Below are 18,638 nucleotides of genomic sequence, written 5' to 3'. Positions count from 1 at the left end.
CCCCGCCGAAACCACGGCTGACGCCAGGTCAGAATCGGTTGACGCCGGTCGGCCGACGGCAACCTGGCGTCGCGCTCGCGGCTACTTGCTCACCGCGAACCGCATCAGGGCCTTCTCGTCCCCCTGCTTGATCTTCCCGGTCTCGTTGATCACCTGGAGCTTCCACGAGCCGCCGACCCTCATCGCCTTGGCGACCGCGCAGCCGTTGTCGTCGGTGAGCATGCTCGGCCAGATGTCGGCGACCTGCTGCGAGCTGCCGCCCGTCGCGTCGTACACCTTGAAGCTGATGTTCCGCGCGTTCTTGAAGGCGCTGCGCTTCTTGTAGGCGGCGGCGATGAACACGATGGACGTGATGTTGTCGGGGACCCGCGAGAAGTCGACGGTCACCGTCTCGTCGTCGCCGTCCCCGTGCCCGGTCTGGTTGTCGCCGCTGTGGGTGAGCCCGCCGTTGCCGAGCGGGTCCAGCGAGTCCAGGCCGGCCAGTCGCACGGGGTCCGCGCCCTGCATGGCGATGGCGATCAGGTCGAGGTCGGTGCCGGCCTTCTGCCGGAGCTTGCCGATCAGCCCGCCGCTGCTGCCGACGGTCGGGTCCCAGGAGACGCCGATGGAGAGGTGGGTGACTCCGTCGAGATCCGCCGGGCCGTCTTCCTTCTTCAACGTGATCATGCGTGATCCTCTCGGTGTGGGCTGCTGCGCCCGAGTCTGCCCGGTGTGCCCGGCGCCCGGCCCACCCGGGGCATGACCTACGCCTGCGGTGGGCAGGAGCCGATCATGACAGACAGCCTCACCGTCGGTGTCCTCGGTACCGGGATCATGGGGGCCGCGATGGCCCGCAACCTCCTCCGGGCCGGACACACCGTCCAAGCGTGGAACCGCACCCGTGCCAAGGCCGAACCGCTGGCCGCCGACGGCGCGCGGATCGCCGACTCCCCTGCCGAAGCCGTACGGGACGCGGACGTCGTCCTGACGATGCTCCACGACGGTCCTGCGGTCCTCGCGACGATCCGTCAGGCGGCGCCCGCCCTGCGGCCCGGCGCTGCCTGGGTGCAGTCGACGACCGCCGGGCTGGAGGATGTCGGCGAACTGGCCGACTTCGCCCGGCAGCACGACCTGGTCTTCTTCGACGCCCCCGTGCTGGGCACCCGCCAACCCGCGGAGGCCGGCCAGCTGACCGTACTGGCCGCCGGGCCGACCGGGCGGCGGGCCGCGGTCGCCCCGGTGTTCGACGCCGTCGGCGCCCGTACGGTGTGGACGGGCGAGGACGGCGCGGCCGGCAGCGCCACCCGCCTCAAGCTCGTCGCCAACAGCTGGGTACTCGCCGCCACCATCGCTACGGGCGAGGTGCTTGCCCTGTCCAAGGGGCTCGGCGTGGACCCGCAGGACTTCTTCGACCTGATCGCGGGCGGCCCGCTCGACATGGGCTACCTGCGTTCGAAGGCCGCCCTGGTCCTGGAGGACCGGCTGTCGCCGGCGTCCTTCGCGGTGACCACGGCCGCGAAGGACGCCGACCTGATCGTCCGGGCCGGGCAGCACTGCGGTGTCCGCCTGGACGGTGCCGCCGCCAGTGCCGAACGGTTCGCCCGCGCCGCCGCCCTGGGCCACGGCGAGGAGGACATGGCCGCCGCGTACTTCGCCAGCTTCGAGGACGGCAAGGCCCCCTGACCCTACGTCAGGGGGCCGTGCGGTCAGCTGATCTGCCAGAGCTGCGGGGCCGCCGAGCCGCCGGGCGGCGGCTGGGTGACCAGCGCGCCGTCCGTGCCGGCGGCGGCGCTCAGCAGCAGGGTGCTCCTCTTGTTGGCGACGGTGCAGCCACTGCCCGTGCGGTGATCAGCCAGCGTTGGCTTTCACCGCCGGTGCAGAGTGCGGCAACGAGCAGTCCGGACAGTCGCATGAAGAGGCTCAAGGGGACGGTCAGTTGAGGGTGAGGTCCAGTTCTGGGCGTCCGCGCCGGGGGCGGGCTGCCGACTGAGCAATGCGAGGGCACACGTGGGGCCGCACAGGACGGCGGCAGGGGCGGGCGGATGCGCATGGCGGCCTGCGCACCTGTGCAGCGTAAATCGCTCGGTGCTGTCAATAGTTGATTGAACATCAGCTGAAACGTGCATCTTCGATCACGTGCACTGACCGCGGTCCGGGCGGGCGTGCTGAAGCGCACCTCACAGTCCGGGACGGCGGCGCCGAACCGGCAGGTGCGGGCTACCGGTCCGTGGCGGCCCGTCCCGACGGAAGCGGTCTGTTCGAGCTGTCCCGCGCCGACTCGGCGGACGGGCATGGCGGTCGGGGTCGGATCGTGTGCCAGGAAGTCGAGGATGACCCAGTTGGTCTCGGCGGGCTGCTCCAGCGGCAGACCGTGAGAGGCTCCGGGCACGACGGCCGACTGGGAGCTCGTGCAGAAGCCGCCGTGCAGCAGGAGCAGCGGGTCACCGTCGCCCTCGACCTCGTACCAGGTCCTGGACCCGGACCCGGAGAGCTCCACGTGCTCGCTCATGGCCCCGGCCCTATCCGGAATGCCAGCGCCCAGAGCAGCCCTTAACCTCCAGTCTCCGGGCGCCTCCCCCCTCCGCCCGTTGCGCGGCGCCGGTCAGACGGGGGTGAGTACCTCCTCGTGGGCGCCGTCGAGGACGAACCCGTTGTCGAAACGGACCCGGACCGTCACGCTGCTCCCCCGCTCCTGGAAGGCTGCCCACTCGGCCTCCAGGTCGCCGACCTGCGATTCCAGCCGCTTCCGGCTCTCGGCGGGCATGGTGTGGCCGTAGTCCTCGAGCAGCGACTTGAGCCGCCGGTACTCGCGGACCTCCTCGGGCTCGGGCAGCTCGCCGTCCACCTGTTCGACGGTGCCCTCGGTGCCCGCCGCCAGGGACAGGAATCCCACGACGGCTCCCGTCGTCCCCGCGACGGCATCGGCCAGTCCGATGTCCGCCACGAGCCTGACCCGTCGGCCTTTCGTCAAGTTCATCGGTCCTCTGTTCCTCGGTTCGGTAGGTGCCGCAGGCACCCGACTCACCCGCCGCCGAGCAGCGCCCGCAATGCGCGGGCCGTCTCGGCAGTGTCGTTGGCGAAGCCACCCTGCGCCAGGCGCAGCATGAACGGCACCGCCTCCTCGTCGCTGGGGTCGGTGTACGGAACACCGTTGTAGTCCAGGAAGAGCAGCATCGCCTCGAAGGTGGTCCGCTTGTTCCGGTCGATCAGCGGGTGGTTACGGGAGATGCTCTCACCGAGTGCCGCCGCCTTGGTCCAGGGGTCGGGGTAGGCGTCCAGCCCGAGCACGCTCTGCTGCGGACGGCCGAGCGCGGAGAGCAGCAGCCCCTCGTCGCGGATCATCGCGGGGCCGCCCGCCAGGTATCCGACGTCGTCCAGGTCGAGGTGGTCGGTCACAGGTCGGCCAGCCTCTCCAGCGTTCGCGCGTTGGCGGCACGGATCCTGGCCACCAGAGCGGCCCGCCGCTCGGCCCGCCACTGCGGGTCCGGCTCCTCGCCGCCGTCGGCGCCCTCCGGCTCGGCACTCCCGGCCGGTCGCCGACCGGCTGCCGTCTGCTCGCTGCTCATACCGAACCGTAGCCGGGCACCGCCACCCGCACCAAGGGTGTTTGGATCCGGGACGGCCGCGATCGACGGGTGAGGGCCGACGTGGTCCCCCTTTGGGTGCTCGGACGTGTGAGCCATCCACGGCGCATCCGTCCAAGTCCAGCAGGTCAGCGCGGCGCAACTCGGCCGGTGGGGCAGCATGCAGGTTGGGCCGGACCCCGGCTTCGGTCCACGCCCGCGGTCGGCGCCAGGCCGTCACTCCGGAGCAGCCCACAGTCTCGGCGGGTACGTCGCGCCAGGCGACACCGGGCAGAAGGTCCGGGCTCAACCCGTCGTGGAACGAACTGCTATGCCTTGGCGACGGCCGGCGGGTTCCAGGTCCCGTCGAGGACGTCGGGTTTGGGCGCATAGAGGCGCATCGTGATGCCCAGTGGGCCGGAGGGTGCGGGCAGCCAGTTGGATTCCCGGTCTGGTCCGGGGTTGTGCTGCGAGATGTAGATGGTGAGCGAGCCGTCCTGCTCATCGTGGGCCAGGTCGTCACGGTCGCCGAGGGCGAAGCGGTTGATCTCGTTCGCGGCCTGGTAGCCCTCGCCGTCGTACATGGTGACCGACCAGAAGGCGCCGGCCGGCGGCATCGCATCAGCCTCGAACCGCAGGATGTAGTCGTGGTCACCGTTGACGGGATCGCCGTCTGCATCGGTGGCCAGAACCGGGTAGACGGCATCCTCCGGCGGGTTGGCGCCGAGCCCGCCGGCGGCGACTGCGGCGCGCTTGAAGTAGCTGTTGCCGTAGACGCCCATGGTGTCGAGGGAGGTCCGCCAGCCGTTGGCCGCAGAACCGAAGCTCGCCATCGACCCGAGGATCTCCGTGAGCGCCTCCTGCACGCCGGCTTCGATCTCGGCGAGGTCGGCTTCGACGAGGCCGGGATCGAACTCCTGGCCCGGCACGATGCCCAGGTTCGCGATCCGGGCCAGGAGGGAGAAGTCCGCGTCGTGCGGCGGGTTGACCGCCAGTGCCCGGGCGGCCCAGGTGAAGAATTCGGCCGCGCCGAGCATGCTCACCATGGCTAGCGCGTCGGCCGTGACGTCGATCCGATCGTCGTGGACGTACTCACGTGGGGGCTCGGCGGTCAGGGTGTAGCCGTCCTGGACCTTCCAGACGGCTGGGTAGTCGGCCGGGCCGTTGGTCTGCGTGCGGCCGATGATCCACACGTGGGGCGTCGGCGCCCTGAGCACCGTCACCCCGGCCTGGGCAGTGCCGTCGTGGCCGGGGCCGACGATGAGGTAGTCCTGGTCGCCGGTCCCGGTGGTGCGCTTGCCGATGGTGGCGAACACGTCGGTCCACATGTCCATCAGCGGGAGCATGAAGTACCGGTCGGCAGTGTCGGTCACGTGCAGTTTCACCGGGCCGCCGGTCAGGTCCAGCCAGGCGTTGGAGTACAGCGTGTCGAAGTTCGGCCGCACCACGGCCCGGAACTCCGCCGAGGGGAATTCGCGCAGGTGGTCGAATTGGTTCGGCGGGCCGTAGCCCGGCCTCTCCGCAGCTGCGGGCGAGGTGCCCTGACGGCGAGTGACGTCCATCATGACCAGCGGATAGAGGTAGGTGTACGCCTCACGGGCCAAGGTCCGCGGATCAGCCGACAGCAAGCTCATGCCCAACGCCTCCAAAACGTGATGAATCCCTGACTGAGAGTCAGGAACAGTCTGCCGCAAGGCGGTCCGCTGAGCCGGGACGCATCGCCAGCCAGCCGGACCACACTGCCGATGTGAGAGTGCGGAGTCATGGTGAAACGGTCGGCAAGTCGGTTTCTGCCCGGGTCCGGCCCGACTCGCTCGCTGCCGGGAGGACATCGGCGGGCTTCGTCAGCCGCGTCCACCACTCCCGGAAAACTTTTCTGCGAAATCATGGCCGGACATGTCGAAATCGCGGCGCGTGCCTCTACCTGTCAGTGCAGGCACCCGCCATGGGCGCCGAGGAGACCGAGGAGCAGGCCATGAAGTACATGCTGTTGATGCAGTTCAGCGCGGCGACCGTCGACTTCCCGACCATCGACACCTGGACGCCGGAGGAGCTCCGGGCCCACATCGGCTTCATGGGCGAGACCAACCGCAAGCTGGCCGCCGACGGCGAGTTCGTCGACGCCCAGGGGCTGGCGATGCCCGACACCGCGAAGATCGTCCGCTCCGGCGCGAACGGTTCGCCGGTGGTCACCGAGGGCCCGTTCGCGGAGACGAAGGAGTGGGTGGCAGGCTGGTGGATCGTCGACTGCGAGAGCCCCGAGCGCGCGGTCGAGATCGCCGCCCATGTCTCCGCCGCACCGGGCCCCGGTGGGAAGCCGCTGAACATGCCGATCGAGGTGCGCCAGGTGATGTCGGCGCCGACCGAGGAGATGTGACCCCCTGACCGGACTCGACCCGGCCGCCGAGGACCTGCTGCGCACCCTGGCGCCGCAGGTCCTCGGCGTGCTCACGCGCAGGTTCGGCGACTTCACCGCCGCCGAGGACGCCGTCCAGGAGGCGCTGCTCGCCGCCGCTCTCCAGTGGCCGGCGGAGGGCCTGCCCGCCAATCCGCGTGGCTGGCTGATCCAGGTCGCCCAGCGGCGGATGACCGAGGAGGTCCGCAGCGAGCAGGCCAGGCGCCGCCGCGAGGACCGGGTCGCGGAGCAGCTGCCCGCCGACCACCGCTCGGCGCCGCCCGCCGACGCCGAGGACGTCACCGGGCGGGACGACACCCTGCTCCTGCTGTTCCTCTGTTGTCACCCCGCGCTGTCGCCCGCCTCCGCGATCGCGCTCACCCTGCGGTCGGTCGGCGGCCTGACCACCGGCCAGATCGCAGACGCATTCCTGGTGCCCGAGGCGACCATGGGACAGCGGATCAGCCGGGCCAAGCAGCGGATCAAGAGCTCGAAGATCCCGTTCCGGATGCCGGAGCCCGAGGACCGGCCCGCCCGGCTCGCCTCGGTGCTCCACGTGCTCTACCTGATCTTCAACGAGGGCTATGCCAGCAGCGCCGGGCCCGACCTCCAACGGGTCGAACTCTCCCGCGAGGCCATCCGGTTGACCCGCGCGCTGCACACGCTGCTACCGGAGCACAGCGAGGTGACCGGTCTGCTCGCGCTCATGCTACTCAACCACGCACGCAGCCCCGCCCGCACCGGCAGCTCCGGCGAACTGGTCCCGCTCGCCGACCAGGACCGCAGCCGATGGGACGCCGAGGCGATCGCCGAGGGGGTCGCGTTGATCACCGCCGCTCTCCCCCGGGGCCCGGTCGGCCCGTACCAGGTGCAGGCGGCGATCGCCGCCGTGCACGACGAGGCCGCGACCGCCGAGGAGACCGACTGGCCGCAGATCCTGGCGCTGTACGGGGTGTTGGAGCGGCTCGCGCCCAGCCCGGTGGTTGCTCTCAACCGGGTCGTCGCCACCGCCATGGTGCACGGTCCGGCCGTCGGCCTCGCCGAACTGGACGCCTTGACCTCGGAGGGAACCCTGACAGGCCGTCACCGCCCCGCCGTGGTCCGCGGCTACCTGCTGGAGCTCTCCGGCGACCGGGCGGGCGCCGCCGAGCAGTACCGTACCGCCGCCCGCCACACCGCGAGCCTCCCGGAGCGCCACCACCTGACCATACGGGCGGCCCGGCTCACCCGATGACGCCGGAGCACGGACGGGTCTCCCCGGCCGGCGCGGTCATCAGCTCCCGGATCCGCCCGCGCAGCCAGGCGTGCGCGGGGTCGGCGTCGTGCCGCGGATGCCAGGCGAGGCCGAACAGCAGCGGAGGAAGCTCCAGCGGGATCTCGAAGAGGGTCAGGCCCAACGCGTCGGTCAAGCCGCGCGCACGCCCGTGGGCCAGTCCCACCAGGTCGCTGTCGCGCAGCATGAACATCGCGGCGGGGAAGGCCGGTGCACTTCCCGACACTCGTCGGCTCAGCCCGAGTTCGGCCAGCGCCGTGTCGATGGGCCCGTGCAACCTGCCGCGCCGGGAGACGCTCAGCTGCGGGGCCGCGGCGAACCGCTCAGGGGTGACGGGTCCGTCGGTCAGCAGCGGGTGCCCCGGGCGTGCCACACCGAGGATCCGGTCCTCGAAGAGGTGTTCCACGTGCACCTCGGGCGAGGTGGCGCCGATCACGCCGACCTCCAGGTCGGCGCCGCCCTCCCGCAGCGTCGGCGCGTCCAGGTGGCTGTCGGCCAGAATCCTCAGCCGGACGCCCGGTGCCTCGGCCGCCGCCCTGGCCAGCAGCGGCGCGCCGTACAGGGCGGCGAACGCGTCGTGCGCGAGCACGGTGAAGGTGCGCGACAGCGCGCCCAGGTCCACCTCTCCGGTGGGGGTGAACAGCGCCTGCGCCCGCTCGACCACCGCCCGTACCTCATCCCGCAGCGACAGCGCATGCGGGGTCGGCACCATCGCGCGTCCGGCCCGTACCAGCACCGGATCGCCGAGTGCCCTGCGGATCCGGCCCAGCGTGCGGCTCATCGCGGGCTCCGAGAGGTGCATCCGCCGGGCCGCGCCCGAGACGCTGCCCTCCTCCAGCAGCAGGTCGAGGGCGATCAGCAGGTTGAGGTCCAGATTGGATTGCGCCACACGCATTCATTCCTTGTGAAACATGCACTGGAGGACAGGACTCGGTCGCCCTACGGTGACAGACACACCGTCGTCCGCGCCAGCTCCAGGGGGAGCCTTGTCCACGTCTGCCCATACACCCGTCCCGGTGCCCACCACCAGCACCACCGATCCCGGACGGCTGGTGGTGTTCGTCGTCTGCGCCTGCACGCTGGTCGCGCAGAGCATGGTCGCCGCGATCAACCTGATGATCCCTCAGCTCTCGGCTTCTCAGCTGAACTTGAACGCCGGCCAGCTGGTCTGGGCCGTCGACGCCTACGTCATCGTTTTCGCCGGTCTGCTGATCCCCGCCGGGGCACTCGGCGACCGCTACGGACGTCGGCGCGCGCTGCTGGCCGGCCTGGGCCTGTTCGCACTCGGCGCGGCGGCCAGCGCCGTGGCCACCGGGCCGGTACTGCTGATCGCCGGACGGGCCGGCTCGGGCGCCGGAGCGGCGCTGATCATGCCCGCAACCATGTCGATCCTGGTCCAACTGGCCGGTCCCGAAGGGCGGTCCCGCGCGCTGGCCTCCTGGACGCTCGCCCTCGGCCTGGGCGGGCTCGCGGGCAACGTCGGCGGCGGACTGATCGCCCAATTCCTGCCCTGGCAGGCGCTGTTCTGGTCGATGCTCCCGCTGGCTGCCGTCCTCGCCTACGCCGTCATCCGGACCGTGCCCGACTCGCCCCGGCACCCCGCCACCACCGACGGACGCGGCTCCCTGCTGCTGATCAGCGGGCTGGCCGCCGTGCTCTACGGCATCATCGAGGGTCCCTCGCAGGGATGGGCGGCGGGCCGCGTACTGACCGGCTTCGCCTCCGGGGCGCTGCTCATCTCGCTCTTCACCGCCCACGCCCTTCGGGCCGCCCACCCGCTCGTCGACCCCCGGCTCTTCCGTAACCGGCGCCTGCGGTCGGCTGCGCTCGGCTCGGCCGCGAGCTTCTTCGGCCTGTTCGCACTGTTCTACGTCAACTCCCAGTACCTGCAGTACGTCAAGGGCTACTCGGCCGCACTCACCGGGCTGGCCATCGTGCCGCTCACCGTCGGCATGGCGCTGGCCCCGAAGGCGGCTGTCCGGCTCCAGGCCCGCTACGGCCCGCGTCCGCTGATCGGTGGCGGACTGCTGCTGATCGGCGTCGGCCTGCTCTGCGTCTCCACCGCCGACTCGGGCACGCCCTACCCGCTGTACGCGGGGTACCTGCTGGTGCTCTCCTGCGGAATGGGCTTCTCCGCCCCCGCCCTCGCCTTCGGAGTGGTCTCCGAACTCCCGCCTGGCCAGGCCGGCTTGGGCGCAGGCCTGAACACCGCAGCCCGCGAGATCGGCGCCGCCCTCGGCGTCGCGGCGGTCGGCACCGCCCTGGCCGCCCAGTCCGGAGGCCATCCCACCGACCCGACCGAGTTCGTCCCGGCCATGGCCCTCGGCCTCCGCCTGGTCGCCCTCATACTCCTGGCCGCCGCTACCGCAGCCACCATCGGCTACCGGCCCGACCCGGCTTCCGCCGGACCGGCGCGGTCAGGAGCGTGAACCGGGCACCGCCCAGCTCAGTGGTGCGGGTGTCCCGGAGTCCGGTCCTGGAAGGCGAGGATGGCGGGGTTCTGGATCACGCCGTCGCGGATCTCGGTGGCGCGGCGGATCGTCTCGTTGGAGTCCCAGGCCGCCGAGCCGGTGAGGACCGCGTCCAGGAAGGGCAGCAGGGCCTCGCTGTTCTCCCAGGTGGCGGAGTTCCACAGGTAGGACGGGCTGTGGTCGACGCCGTAGTAGCGGACGTTGTCACCGACCACGAAGGTCGGCTCGGTGAAGGTGGTGGGACGCGCCCAGCTGAAGCCCATGCCCTCGTCACAGGAGACGTCGATGACCAGGGTGCCCGGCGCGAGCAGGCCGAGGTCGTCGTCGTCGAGGAAGACCAGCGGCGCCCCGGTGTCCTGGAGCACACAGTTGACGATGATGTCGTGCTCGGCCAGGAAGCCCGCCAAGGGCACCCGGCCGTCCTCGGTGAGGGCGTGGATCGGACGCGGTGCGTCGGCGTCACGGTCGAATTGGACGATCCGTGCCGAGTGGATGGGCGAGCTGACGGCGGTGACCCCCCGCTGGGTCAGGACGTCGACGTCGTGCACGCCGAGGGCGGCCAGCGCGGTGACCGCACCCCGGGCAGTCGCACCGAAACCGATCACGACCGCGCGCAGCCGACGGCCGTAGTCGCCGGTCGAGCCGTCGATCTGCATCGCGTGCAGGACCGAGGAGTAGCCGGCCAGTTCGTTGTTCTTGTGGAACACGTGCAGGTTGAACGAGCCGTCGTTGGTCCAGTGGTTCATCGCCTCGAAGGCGATGACCGTCAGCTTCCGGTCGATGGCCAGCTGGGTGAGCTCCCGGTCCTGCACACAGTGCGGCCAGCCCCACAGGACCTGCCCTTCCCGCAGCTCGGCGAGGTCGGCCGCCATCGGCTTGGCGAGCAGGATGACGTCGCACTCCTCGATGAGCTCCGCCCGCGACCGGAAGCCCCCGACCAGCGGCGCCAACGCCTTGTCCGGGACGCCGAAGTGCTCGCCGTAACCGTGTTCGAGGAAGATGCCGGAGCGCAGCTCGGGATCGATCCGGTCGAAGTGGGCGGGGTGGATCGGCCGCCGGAACTCGTTCTCCTTGCGGGTCCGTGCCAGTACGCCGAGACGGAGGAGCTGCTTCATTCGGTTCCCTCTGGTGGTGACGGTCCGGCAGCTGTGCGCTGCCGGGGCAGGTCCGGCGTCCGCGCCGGATGGGGCGCGGACGGCGGACCGGCACTGGAGAGGGCGTGGTGCGTTCCGGCAGTGACTCGGGTTACGCGGCGAGGCCGACGCGCCCGCCCGAGCGGGGTGAACGGGAGGCGGAGCCGCTGCGGCCGACCGTACCGGAGCCGCCGCCACGGCGGTCGCGGGCCCGGCCACGGGTGGCCGAAGGGCTGCGGCGCGGCCGCTCCCGGACCGGGTCGGGTACCACCACGGGCTCGCCGGTGGGCACCCGGGCACCGGTGATCCGGGCGAGTTCCCCGTCGGTGGAGTGGACCTTGACGGAGCCGGGGACGAGCGCGGCGGCGGTCATCATCCGGGCCATCTCGCGGCGCTGGTTGGGCAGTACCAGCGTGACCACGGTGCCGGACTCCCCAGCCCTGGCGGTCCGGCCGCCCCGGTGCAGGTAGTCCTTGTGGTCGCTGGGCGGGTCGATGTTGACCACCAGATCGAGACCGTCCACGTGGATGCCACGGGCGGCCACGTTGGTGGCGATCAGCGCGGTCACCTGTCCGTTGCGGAACTGCTCCAGCGTGCGGGTGCGCTGCGGCTGCGACTTGCCGCCGTGCAGGGCGGCCGCCCGGACGCCGACGGCCAGCAGGTCCTGCACCAGACGGTCCGCGCCGTGCTTGGTGTCGGTGAACATGATCACTCCGCCGTCGCGGGAGGCGATCCGGGCGACCACCGCGTTCTTGTCGTGACCCTGCACGTGCAGCAGGTGGTGCTCCATGGTGCTGACCGTGGCGGCCGTCGGGTCCACCGAGTGGACCACCGGGTCGCTGAGGAAGCGGCGGACCAGCTTGTCGACGTTGCGGTCCAGCGTGGCGGAGAACAGCATCGTCTGGCCGCCCTCGGCGACCTGCGTCAGCAGTTCGGTGACCTGCGGCATGAAGCCCATGTCGGCCATCTGGTCGGCCTCGTCCAGCACGGTCACGCCGACCTGGTCGAGCAGGCAGTCCCCGCGCTGGATCAGGTCCTTGAGTCGGCCCGGGGTGGCGACGACGACCTCGGCCCCCCGGTGCACGGCCATCGCCTGACGGCCGATCGACATCCCGCCGACCACGGTCACCATCCGCAGCCGCACCGCCTGGGCGTACGGCGTGAGCGCCTCGGTGACCTGCTGGGCCAGCTCGCGGGTCGGCACCAGCACCAGGGCCAGCGGACGGCGCGGCTCGGCCCGCCGACCGGCGGTCCTGGCGAGCAGCGCGAGCCCGAACGCCAGGGTCTTGCCCGAGCCGGTACGGCCCCTGCCGAGCACGTCGCGGCCGACCAGGGTGTTCGGCAGTGTGGCCGCCTGGATCGGGAACGGTGCGGTGACGCCCTGGCGGGTCAGCGTGGTCAGCAGCGCCTGCGGCATGTCCAGCTCGCCGAAGGACTCGACGGCGGGGAGCGCCGGAGTCGTGCTGACCGGCAGCGCGAACTCGCCCTGGGCGGAAGGACGCTGACGCTTCGGCGGGCCGGACGGACGGCGGCCCTGGGTGGAACGGGAATTGGCATTCTGGTACGACGAGCGGCTGGGGCGGTTCATGGGAAGACCTTCCTCGGAGCGGCACGCCACGAGGCCGAAATCCCGAACCGTGAACATCCGGTTTCGGCAGAAATGCCGAGAGGCCCGCACCGTGCATGATGCGCGGTGCGGGCCCCTCCTGCGTGGCAGGTGCCTGCGCAGTGAAAACTACAGCGGGCGAATGTTCTCGGCCTGCGGGCCCTTCTGGCCCTGCGTGACGTCGAACTCGACCTTCTGGCCCTCGAGCAGCTCGCGGAAGCCGTTGGCGTTGATGTTCGAGTAGTGGGCGAACACGTCAGGACCGCCACCCTCCTGCTCGATGAAGCCGAAGCCCTTTTCCGCGTTGAACCACTTCACAGTGCCGTTAGCCATAAAAAATCTCCTTCAAGAGGCTGACCAGCGCCCGCCCTGTGCGGGGCCGCGTCGCCGCGAGGATTACCCATCCGGCCGAAACCGGGAAACAAAAAACGCGCCTGCGGTCGAACCAGCAGGCGCACACGAAAGTCATGGGAACCAAAACTGCAACTTCCGCAACTGTAACAGAACCCCACCGGCTTCGGAAACCAATCCCCGTGGACCACTCTTTCGCGCCCGCGGCCATCACCGCCCACCTCATCGGAATATCCGCTCATTTCCCGAACGGGCCGTCCAGCGCCGCCCATTGGAGCAGCATGATGGTCTTCGCATCGGCGATCGCGCCGGTCCGCACCAGGTCGAGAGCGTCGGTGAAGGCCAGTTCGAGCACCTCGATGTCCTCGCCCTCCTCCACGACCCCGCCACCCGTCCCGGTACGGGTGCCCGCGCTGTACGGGGCCGCGTAGAAGTGCAGGCGCTCGGTGACCGAACCGGGGCTCATGTAGACGTCGAAGACGTGCTGCACCGCGCCGACGGTGTGCCCGGTCTCCTCGGCCGCCTCCCGGCGGATCGCGGTCTCGGGGTCGTCCTGGTCGAGCAGTCCGGCGGCCGTTTCGAGCAGCATGCCGTCCGGGTGCCCGTTGACGTAGGCGGGGTAGCGGAACTGCCGGGTGAGCAGCACGGTGCCGCGCTCGGTGTCGTACAGCAGGACGGTGGCGCCGTTGCCGCGGTCGTACGTCTCGCGCTGCTCGGTGCTCCAACTCCCGTCGCGGTGACGGTAGTCGAAGGTGGTGGTGCGCAGGACGTACCAGTGGCAGGAGAGCAGGCTCACGTCGCGGACCTTGACCCCGGGGTTGCCGGTGAGGTCGCGGCCCGCCCGGTCGAGGTGGGTGCGGCCGCGCCGGTCGGGGGTGTCGAGGCCGGCCGTCACCGGGCGGCCGGGATCTCGTCGAACCGGTGGTAGACCGGCTTGCCCTGGCCCGCGGCCTGGGCGGTCATCAGGTCGGCGCCCTGGGAGGGGCCGCCGATCCGCCAGACCGCGTCGCAGCGGGCCAGCAGCCGTTCGGCGACGGGGTGGAAGATCTCGTCGAAGGCCGGGTCACCGACCGTCGCGGAACCGGCCGCCTCGATCAGCGGCAGGGCCAGGGCCTCGCCGGTGACGGGCAGATGGCCGGCCCGGAAGAGGGCGAGGGCGGCTTGGTTCATCGCCTCGACGTTCGCGGCCAGCTTGGCCGGGTCGTCGCCGGTACCGGACCGGTACGGGCCGGCGACCAGGATCATCAGGGGGCGGGGAGTGTCCGGCATCGGGAGCCTTTCGTCGGAGGAGACAAGGGGCGGGCGACGGTCAGATCAGCCGGGTGTCGACCCCGGCGTCACGCAGGGCGGTGAGGGTGTGCGGGCCACTGGGGTGGGTGTCCGGGTCGGCTCCCGTGGCATCGGTGACGAAGACGTCCACGGCGGACAGCGGGGCGACCCGGCTGAACGCCTGCACCCCGAGCTTGGTGGCGTCCGCCACCGCGACAGTCCGGGCGGCCCGGGCCAGCGCAGTCTGTTTGACGGCGCAGTCGTCGAGCGAGAACTCCGACCATCCGTGGTCGGCGTGCACTCCGCCGATCGACATCACGAAGCAGTCGAAAGCCAGCGCGTCCACCGCCCGCAGCGCGAGCGGTCCGACCAACGACTGCTCGTTCGCCCGCGCCTCTCCCCCCAGCACCAGCAGCCGAATCCCCGGCTGGTCCGCCAGCCGGACGGCCGCCTGCAGGCTGAGCACCGCCACCGTCAGCGGGGCCCGCGCGATCAACTGCGCCGCGACGTGCACCGTGGTGGTGCCCGCGTCGAGCAGCACCGTCTGGCCCGGTTCCACCAACTCGGCCACGGCGGCGCCGAGTCGGTGCTTGGTGGCGGCCTGCCACGGCTCCCGCGCCGCGAACCCGATCCGCCGCTCCCGCGTCCCGGTGGCCCGGGCACCGCCCCGCACCCGCTCCACCATGCCCTGGCGCTCCAACTCGTCCAGATCCCGGCGCACCGTCATCTCGGACACCCCGAGCCGCCGGGCCAGTTCGCCGACCCCCATCTGCTCGGCGCCCTGGACCAGGCGCAAGGTGACGTCGAGACGGTTCGCGGTAGCCATGACGCATTTCTAACACACTGATGTTCGTTCTGGTAGATCGATGTGCTCTTTCGCGAACGAGCCGGGATCCGAGCCGGGCGTCCGGGCGGCACTCGTCACCCGATCCCGGCTCGCTACACTTCAAACGTCTGTTCACCGAAGCGTTCTGATTCCGTAACAGATCTCATGTCGGCCCCGTCATCTCGGCTAGGTTCGTACAGGTGCCCGACGGGGGCCCGACCACGACGACCGGGGGATGTGCCATGGCGAACGACGAGCCGAACCCCGGTGGACGGGCGGCCGCACGGCAGGCGGCCCGGAAGCGCGGGCGACGACAGTCGGGGACCCGTCCCCGGTGGGTGGCGCCGACCCTACTGACCGCCGGAGCGGTGCTGCTCGCGGGCTGCGGTGGTGCCTTCCTCTACCTGCAGCACCTGGACTCCAACATCCAGTCCGACCGGCTCGGCGCGGGCAATGCGCCCCCGCCGCCCGGCCAGGCCGACGCCAAGGGCCGGGTCGCGATGAACATCCTGATCATCGGCACCGACAGCCGGAAGGGCCTCGGCGGCGGCTACGGCGACCGGCAGAACGTCGGCCTCGGCAACAACGACGTCAACATCGTGCTGCACGTGTACCCCGACAAGCGTGCGGCGGTCGCCCTGGACCTTCCCAGGGACTCCCTGATCGACATCCCGAACTGCACCTCCAAGGAGGGCAAGGTCACCCCGGCGGCGAAACACCTGCCGCTCAACGAGGCGATGTCCCGGGGCGGCGCCGGCTGCGTGCAGGACACCGTCCAGGACCTGACCGGTCTGAAGATCGATGCCTGGGTGCTGGTCAACTTCCAGGGCGTCAAGGATCTCACCGACGCCGTCGACGGGGTCGAGGTCAACCTCTGCACTCCCGTCAACGACTCGGGCTCACACCTGAACATCCCGGCCGGCCCGGTCAAGCTGACGGGCGAGCAGGGCCTGCAGTTCGTCCGCACCCGGCACGACGTCGGGGACGGGACCGCAATCGGCCGGTTCTCGATGCAGCGCGCCTACCTCTCCTCCCTGCTGCGCAAGCTCACCGACAAGGGCACCCTGCTCGACCCGACGAAGGCGTTCCCGGTGATCGAGGCCGCGACCAAGTCGCTGACGGTCTCCGAGAACATCGCGGGCACCACGAAGCTGGTCTCGCTGGCCACCGACCTCAAGAACATCAAGCCCTCCGAGGTCGAGTTCGTCCAGCCGCCCACCGCCTTCACCCACGACGACCCGAATCCGAACTTCCGGGAGAAGAACTCGCTGGTCCAGCCCCAGACCCGCGACCTCTTCACGCTGATCCGGCTGGACAAGCCGCTCAGCGGTGGCGAGGACCACAGCGGAGCGCAGCCCGGTACCCCGACCACCACCCCCAGCGCACCCGCGCCGCCGGTGGTGGACCCGGCCACGGTCAGCGTCACCGTGCTCAACAGCACCGCGCAGAAGGGCCTGGCCGCCGCGACGGCCGAGAAGCTCGCCAAGCTCAAGTACAAGGCCGAACCCGGCACCGGCGCGCCGAAGAACCTGGCCGCCAGCACCGTCCGGTACCCGAGGGCCGACCAGAAGGACGCCGCCCTCGCCATCGCCCTGGCCCTCGGTCTGCCCGAGTCCGCCGTCACGGCGGGCGGCACCGGGACCGGCGTGCTGGTCACCCTGGGCGCCGACTACCACCCGACCGCAGCCACCCCGGCCGCACCGGTGCCCACCGCCTTGCCGTCCGACGTGGCGGTGCACCAGGCGGACGAGACGGGTTGCACCAAGGTCAAGTAACCGGCCGGGCCTGAGAGACCCTGGACGTCCAGGAGTTGGGGAGAGCCTGCCCGGCTACGTCCGGTCCGCCGTCCACGGCCCGACGCCGAGCCGGCCGGTCGTGCCCAGGTCGAGTTCCGGGATCACCATCACGGGATCGGCGCCCGGCGTCGCCCGCACCCGCAGGTACGGTGCGTTCACCGGGTCCTGGACGCCGAGCTCGACCGTGTTGCGCCACACCACCGTGGCGCGGGCGCGCTCCCCCGGCTGCACCGCCAGTGGCTCGGGCGTCCCGTCGGCACCGGTCCCGCTCGCGATGGCGCCGCCACCCTGCACGACCTGCACGCCGTCCACCACCGTGTGCCTGTCGTCGAGGATCTGGAGCCGCGGGTAGCCGTTGAGCCCGATGGTCGCGGTGCCACAGTTGTCCAGATGCAGTCCCACCACCCGCAGCCCCATCGCGGCGTCGCCCTCGTCCGCGCGGATCCGCATCCCCGACGGCGGACAGGCCCCCGCCTCGGCCGGCGCCTCGGCGGTCGGCACGCTCCGCACCTTGGCGATCCGCACCCGCCGCGGGCTGTTGGACGGTGATGCCGTCCCGGCCACCACCGTGCCCTTCACCGTCTCCCCCGGGCCGACCGAGCGAACCGCCTGCTTCGGGGTGGCCAACGCCGTCCCGGTAGCCGACAGGAACGCGAAGGAGATCGAGTAGACGAGCGGACCGGCCTCGTGGTTGGTGACCTCGAAGTCCGCGCAGACACCGCGCACGGCCGTGATCCTGACGCCGTCCTTCTCCAGATCGCTCGACTCGCCGAGCGGCCTCGGCGTCGCCGACCCGCTCGGACCACCGCAGGAGGGAGCCCGGGGCAACGGTTCCGCCGACACCACCCCACCACGGCTCCCGGGGCCGGCAACCTGCGACCCGCACGCGGTCAGCGTCAGCGCAGCGGCCAGGAGAACGGGAAGGGCAGAGAAGGATCGACGCATCCCCCGAGTCGATCAGCCCACCCCCACGAGCCGCCGTGATCCGGGCCACACCTTCTGCAACAGCCTTGTCACAGCCGTAACTTCACCACCCGGTCGGGCGCTTCCCGCTGCGCTGGGGTCCTGACCTGCCGCGTCCCTGCGGCAGGAAAGGGAGGATCTATGGTGGTGCAGGTGACGGCTTTCGACGGGTACGAGCGCCGGACGTGGGCCGGGCGGGCCGAGGCGTATGCCGGGAGCTTCGCGAGGCTCTGCGCGTATCCGGTTCCGCAGGTGCTGGACGCGGCAGCGGTGGGCCAGGGAGTCCGGGTGCTCGATGTCGGAACCGGGACCGGAACGGTGGCTGCGGCGGCCTGTGAGCGCGGCGCGAAGGTGACCGCAGTGTACGCCGAGCCCGGCATGGTGGAGCTGGCGGCGCAGGCCGCCCCGTCGGCGGAGGTCATGACGGCCGTCCTGCCGGAACTGCCTTTCGAGGACGGCACGTTCGATGCGGTGGTCGGCAACTTCGTGCTCAACCACGTCGGCCGTCCGAGAGTCGCGCTCGCGGAGCTGCGTCGGGTGCTCCGCCCCGGTGGGCGGGTCGCCCTGACGATCTGGGCGGTCCCCGCGCCCGCCGGCCAGGCTCTGCTGGGCCGGGCCGTGCAGGCGGCCGGCGTGACCCGGCCCCCGCATCTGCCCCCGCTCGCCGCCGAGGACGACTTCCCGCGCGACCCGGACGGTCTCGCCTCCCTGCTGGCGTCGGCCGGACTGCACGAGGCGGCCTGCCGGACCATCCACTGGGATCACCGCGCCGACCCCGAGGAGTGGTGGAGCGGACCGGCGTCCGGAGTGGCCTTCATCGGGCAGCTTCTGCTGAGCCGACCCGAACCGATCCGCGCGGAGGTCAAGCACCACTTCGACCTGCTGTCCCGGGAGTTCCTCGGCGAGGACGGCCGACTGGTCCTCCCGCACGCCGCCCTGCTGGCCACCGCCCACCGCTGAGCCGAATCCGCTCCCGGCAACCCGCCGGGAGCGTGCCCACGCCCACTCGCGCT

General features: G+C 71.3%; 19 protein-coding genes and 2 pseudogenes. 6 read left to right on the top strand and 15 right to left on the bottom strand.

Going from position 1 to position 18,638, the window contains the following annotated elements:
- Window positions 1-81: 81 nt before the first annotated feature.
- Window positions 82-666: a TerD family protein gene (locus ACKUU6_RS30425; protein WP_407991768.1), complete on the bottom strand. Its 585-nt coding sequence runs from the start codon at window positions 664-666 to the stop codon at window positions 82-84.
- Window positions 667-771: 105 nt separating this feature from the next.
- On the opposite strand from ACKUU6_RS30425, the gene ACKUU6_RS30420 reads away from it, so the two are divergent.
- Complete coding sequence (locus ACKUU6_RS30420) at window positions 772-1,662, top strand: NAD(P)-dependent oxidoreductase (protein ID WP_407991767.1); 891 nt, start codon at window positions 772-774, stop codon at window positions 1,660-1,662.
- Window positions 1,663-2,383: 721 nt separating this feature from the next.
- On the opposite strand, the pseudogene ACKUU6_RS30415 reads toward ACKUU6_RS30420, so the two are convergent.
- The 6 genes and pseudogenes from ACKUU6_RS30415 to ACKUU6_RS30390 all read right to left on the bottom strand — a co-directional run.
- Window positions 2,384-2,488 (bottom strand): annotated as a pseudogene (locus tag ACKUU6_RS30415) (alpha/beta fold hydrolase); the annotation flags it as partial.
- 93 nt (window positions 2,489-2,581) lie between these two features.
- Window positions 2,582-2,872 (bottom strand): hypothetical protein, encoded by a 291-nt coding sequence (locus ACKUU6_RS30410; protein ID WP_407991766.1) that lies wholly within the window; start codon window positions 2,870-2,872, stop codon window positions 2,582-2,584.
- A gap of 128 nt (window positions 2,873-3,000) precedes the next feature.
- A complete protein-coding gene (locus ACKUU6_RS30405; protein ID WP_407992285.1) occupies window positions 3,001-3,375 on the bottom strand; it encodes a type II toxin-antitoxin system death-on-curing family toxin in 375 nt (124 codons plus the stop codon).
- Window positions 3,372-3,545 (bottom strand): hypothetical protein, encoded by a 174-nt coding sequence (locus ACKUU6_RS30400; RefSeq protein ID WP_407992308.1) that lies wholly within the window; start codon window positions 3,543-3,545, stop codon window positions 3,372-3,374. The genes ACKUU6_RS30405 and ACKUU6_RS30400 overlap by 4 nt, the downstream gene beginning before the upstream one ends.
- A gap of 37 nt (window positions 3,546-3,582) precedes the next feature.
- A pseudogene (locus ACKUU6_RS30395) lies at window positions 3,583-3,840 on the bottom strand (IS5/IS1182 family transposase); the annotation flags it as partial.
- Between the two features lie 31 nt (window positions 3,841-3,871).
- Window positions 3,872-5,176, bottom strand: a complete 1,305-nt coding sequence (locus tag ACKUU6_RS30390; protein ID WP_407991765.1) for a DUF1254 domain-containing protein — start codon at window positions 5,174-5,176, stop codon at window positions 3,872-3,874.
- A gap of 311 nt (window positions 5,177-5,487) precedes the next feature.
- Between ACKUU6_RS30390 and ACKUU6_RS30385 the strand changes: the two genes are divergently transcribed.
- Both ACKUU6_RS30385 and ACKUU6_RS30380 read left to right on the top strand, forming a co-directional pair.
- On the top strand, window positions 5,488-5,919 hold the full coding sequence (locus tag ACKUU6_RS30385; protein WP_407991764.1) for a YciI family protein: 432 nt from the start codon (window positions 5,488-5,490) through the stop codon (window positions 5,917-5,919).
- Between the two features lie 4 nt (window positions 5,920-5,923).
- Window positions 5,924-7,171: an RNA polymerase sigma factor gene (locus ACKUU6_RS30380; RefSeq protein ID WP_407992284.1), complete on the top strand. Its 1,248-nt coding sequence runs from the start codon at window positions 5,924-5,926 to the stop codon at window positions 7,169-7,171.
- On the opposite strand, the gene ACKUU6_RS30375 is transcribed toward ACKUU6_RS30380, so the two are convergent.
- On the bottom strand, window positions 7,161-8,105 hold the full coding sequence (locus ACKUU6_RS30375) for a LysR family transcriptional regulator (RefSeq protein ID WP_407991763.1): 945 nt from the start codon (window positions 8,103-8,105) through the stop codon (window positions 7,161-7,163). The genes ACKUU6_RS30380 and ACKUU6_RS30375 overlap by 11 nt on opposite strands.
- 121 nt (window positions 8,106-8,226) lie before the next feature.
- Between ACKUU6_RS30375 and ACKUU6_RS30370 the strand changes: the two genes are divergently transcribed.
- Window positions 8,227-9,639, top strand: a complete 1,413-nt coding sequence (locus ACKUU6_RS30370) for an MFS transporter (protein ID WP_407991762.1) — start codon at window positions 8,227-8,229, stop codon at window positions 9,637-9,639.
- Window positions 9,640-9,656: 17 nt separating this feature from the next.
- On the opposite strand, the gene ACKUU6_RS30365 is transcribed toward ACKUU6_RS30370, so the two are convergent.
- From ACKUU6_RS30365 to ACKUU6_RS30340, 6 genes are all read right to left on the bottom strand, one after another.
- Complete coding sequence (locus tag ACKUU6_RS30365) at window positions 9,657-10,796, bottom strand: N(5)-(carboxyethyl)ornithine synthase (RefSeq protein WP_407991761.1); 1,140 nt, start codon at window positions 10,794-10,796, stop codon at window positions 9,657-9,659.
- 130 nt (window positions 10,797-10,926) lie between these two features.
- Window positions 10,927-12,402, bottom strand: coding sequence for a DEAD/DEAH box helicase (locus ACKUU6_RS30360; RefSeq protein ID WP_407991760.1), 1,476 nt, complete (start codon window positions 12,400-12,402; stop codon window positions 10,927-10,929).
- A gap of 147 nt (window positions 12,403-12,549) precedes the next feature.
- Window positions 12,550-12,753 (bottom strand): cold-shock protein, encoded by a 204-nt coding sequence (locus ACKUU6_RS30355; RefSeq protein ID WP_030918248.1) that lies wholly within the window; start codon window positions 12,751-12,753, stop codon window positions 12,550-12,552.
- 256 nt (window positions 12,754-13,009) lie between these two features.
- On the bottom strand, window positions 13,010-13,666 hold the full coding sequence (locus tag ACKUU6_RS30350; RefSeq protein ID WP_407991759.1) for an NUDIX domain-containing protein: 657 nt from the start codon (window positions 13,664-13,666) through the stop codon (window positions 13,010-13,012).
- Window positions 13,663-14,040, bottom strand: coding sequence for a DUF4406 domain-containing protein (locus tag ACKUU6_RS30345; RefSeq protein WP_407991758.1), 378 nt, complete (start codon window positions 14,038-14,040; stop codon window positions 13,663-13,665). Before ACKUU6_RS30345 ends, ACKUU6_RS30350 begins: the two co-directional genes overlap by 4 nt.
- A gap of 40 nt (window positions 14,041-14,080) precedes the next feature.
- Complete coding sequence (locus ACKUU6_RS30340; protein ID WP_407991757.1) at window positions 14,081-14,866, bottom strand: DeoR/GlpR family DNA-binding transcription regulator; 786 nt, start codon at window positions 14,864-14,866, stop codon at window positions 14,081-14,083.
- A gap of 242 nt (window positions 14,867-15,108) precedes the next feature.
- On the opposite strand from ACKUU6_RS30340, the gene ACKUU6_RS30335 reads away from it, so the two are divergent.
- Window positions 15,109-16,641, top strand: coding sequence for an LCP family protein (locus ACKUU6_RS30335; RefSeq protein ID WP_407991756.1), 1,533 nt, complete (start codon window positions 15,109-15,111; stop codon window positions 16,639-16,641).
- Between the two features lie 54 nt (window positions 16,642-16,695).
- Here ACKUU6_RS30335 and ACKUU6_RS30330 read toward each other — a convergent pair whose 3' ends face one another.
- The gene (locus ACKUU6_RS30330) at window positions 16,696-17,388 is read right to left on the bottom strand and encodes a DUF4232 domain-containing protein (RefSeq protein ID WP_408649646.1); all 693 of its coding nucleotides are present in this window, start codon (window positions 17,386-17,388) and stop codon (window positions 16,696-16,698) included.
- 390 nt (window positions 17,389-17,778) lie between these two features.
- Between ACKUU6_RS30330 and ACKUU6_RS30325 the strand changes: the two genes are divergently transcribed.
- Window positions 17,779-18,585, top strand: a complete 807-nt coding sequence (locus tag ACKUU6_RS30325) for a class I SAM-dependent methyltransferase (RefSeq protein ID WP_407991754.1) — start codon at window positions 17,779-17,781, stop codon at window positions 18,583-18,585.
- Window positions 18,586-18,638: the final 53 nt, after the last annotated feature.

This window comes from Kitasatospora sp. CMC57, from assembly GCF_045866025.2.
GTDB lineage: Bacteria > Actinomycetota > Actinomycetes > Streptomycetales > Streptomycetaceae > Kitasatospora.
This window is presented reverse-complemented; position numbering and strand designations above follow the sequence as displayed.

Excerpts from the sequence above, each read along its gene's own strand:
- ACKUU6_RS30425 (WP_407991768.1), bottom strand. The coding sequence starts at position 666 with ATGATCACGTTGAAGAAGGAAGACGGCCCGGCGGATCTCGACGGAGTC.
- ACKUU6_RS30420 (WP_407991767.1), top strand. The coding sequence starts at position 772 with ATGACAGACAGCCTCACCGTCGGTGTCCTCGGTACCGGGATCATGGGG.
- ACKUU6_RS30400 (WP_407992308.1), bottom strand. The coding sequence starts at position 3,545 with ATGAGCAGCGAGCAGACGGCAGCCGGTCGGCGACCGGCCGGGAGTGCC.
- ACKUU6_RS30390 (WP_407991765.1), bottom strand. The coding sequence starts at position 5,176 with ATGAGCTTGCTGTCGGCTGATCCGCGGACCTTGGCCCGTGAGGCGTAC.
- ACKUU6_RS30385 (WP_407991764.1), top strand. The coding sequence starts at position 5,488 with ATGGGCGCCGAGGAGACCGAGGAGCAGGCCATGAAGTACATGCTGTTG.
- ACKUU6_RS30375 (WP_407991763.1), bottom strand. The coding sequence starts at position 8,105 with ATGCGTGTGGCGCAATCCAATCTGGACCTCAACCTGCTGATCGCCCTC.
- ACKUU6_RS30365 (WP_407991761.1), bottom strand. The coding sequence starts at position 10,796 with ATGAAGCAGCTCCTCCGTCTCGGCGTACTGGCACGGACCCGCAAGGAG.
- ACKUU6_RS30360 (WP_407991760.1), bottom strand. The coding sequence starts at position 12,402 with ATGAACCGCCCCAGCCGCTCGTCGTACCAGAATGCCAATTCCCGTTCC.
- ACKUU6_RS30355 (WP_030918248.1), bottom strand. The coding sequence starts at position 12,753 with ATGGCTAACGGCACTGTGAAGTGGTTCAACGCGGAAAAGGGCTTCGGC.
- ACKUU6_RS30345 (WP_407991758.1), bottom strand. The coding sequence starts at position 14,040 with ATGCCGGACACTCCCCGCCCCCTGATGATCCTGGTCGCCGGCCCGTAC.
- ACKUU6_RS30340 (WP_407991757.1), bottom strand. The coding sequence starts at position 14,866 with ATGGCTACCGCGAACCGTCTCGACGTCACCTTGCGCCTGGTCCAGGGC.
- ACKUU6_RS30335 (WP_407991756.1), top strand. The coding sequence starts at position 15,109 with ATGGCGAACGACGAGCCGAACCCCGGTGGACGGGCGGCCGCACGGCAG.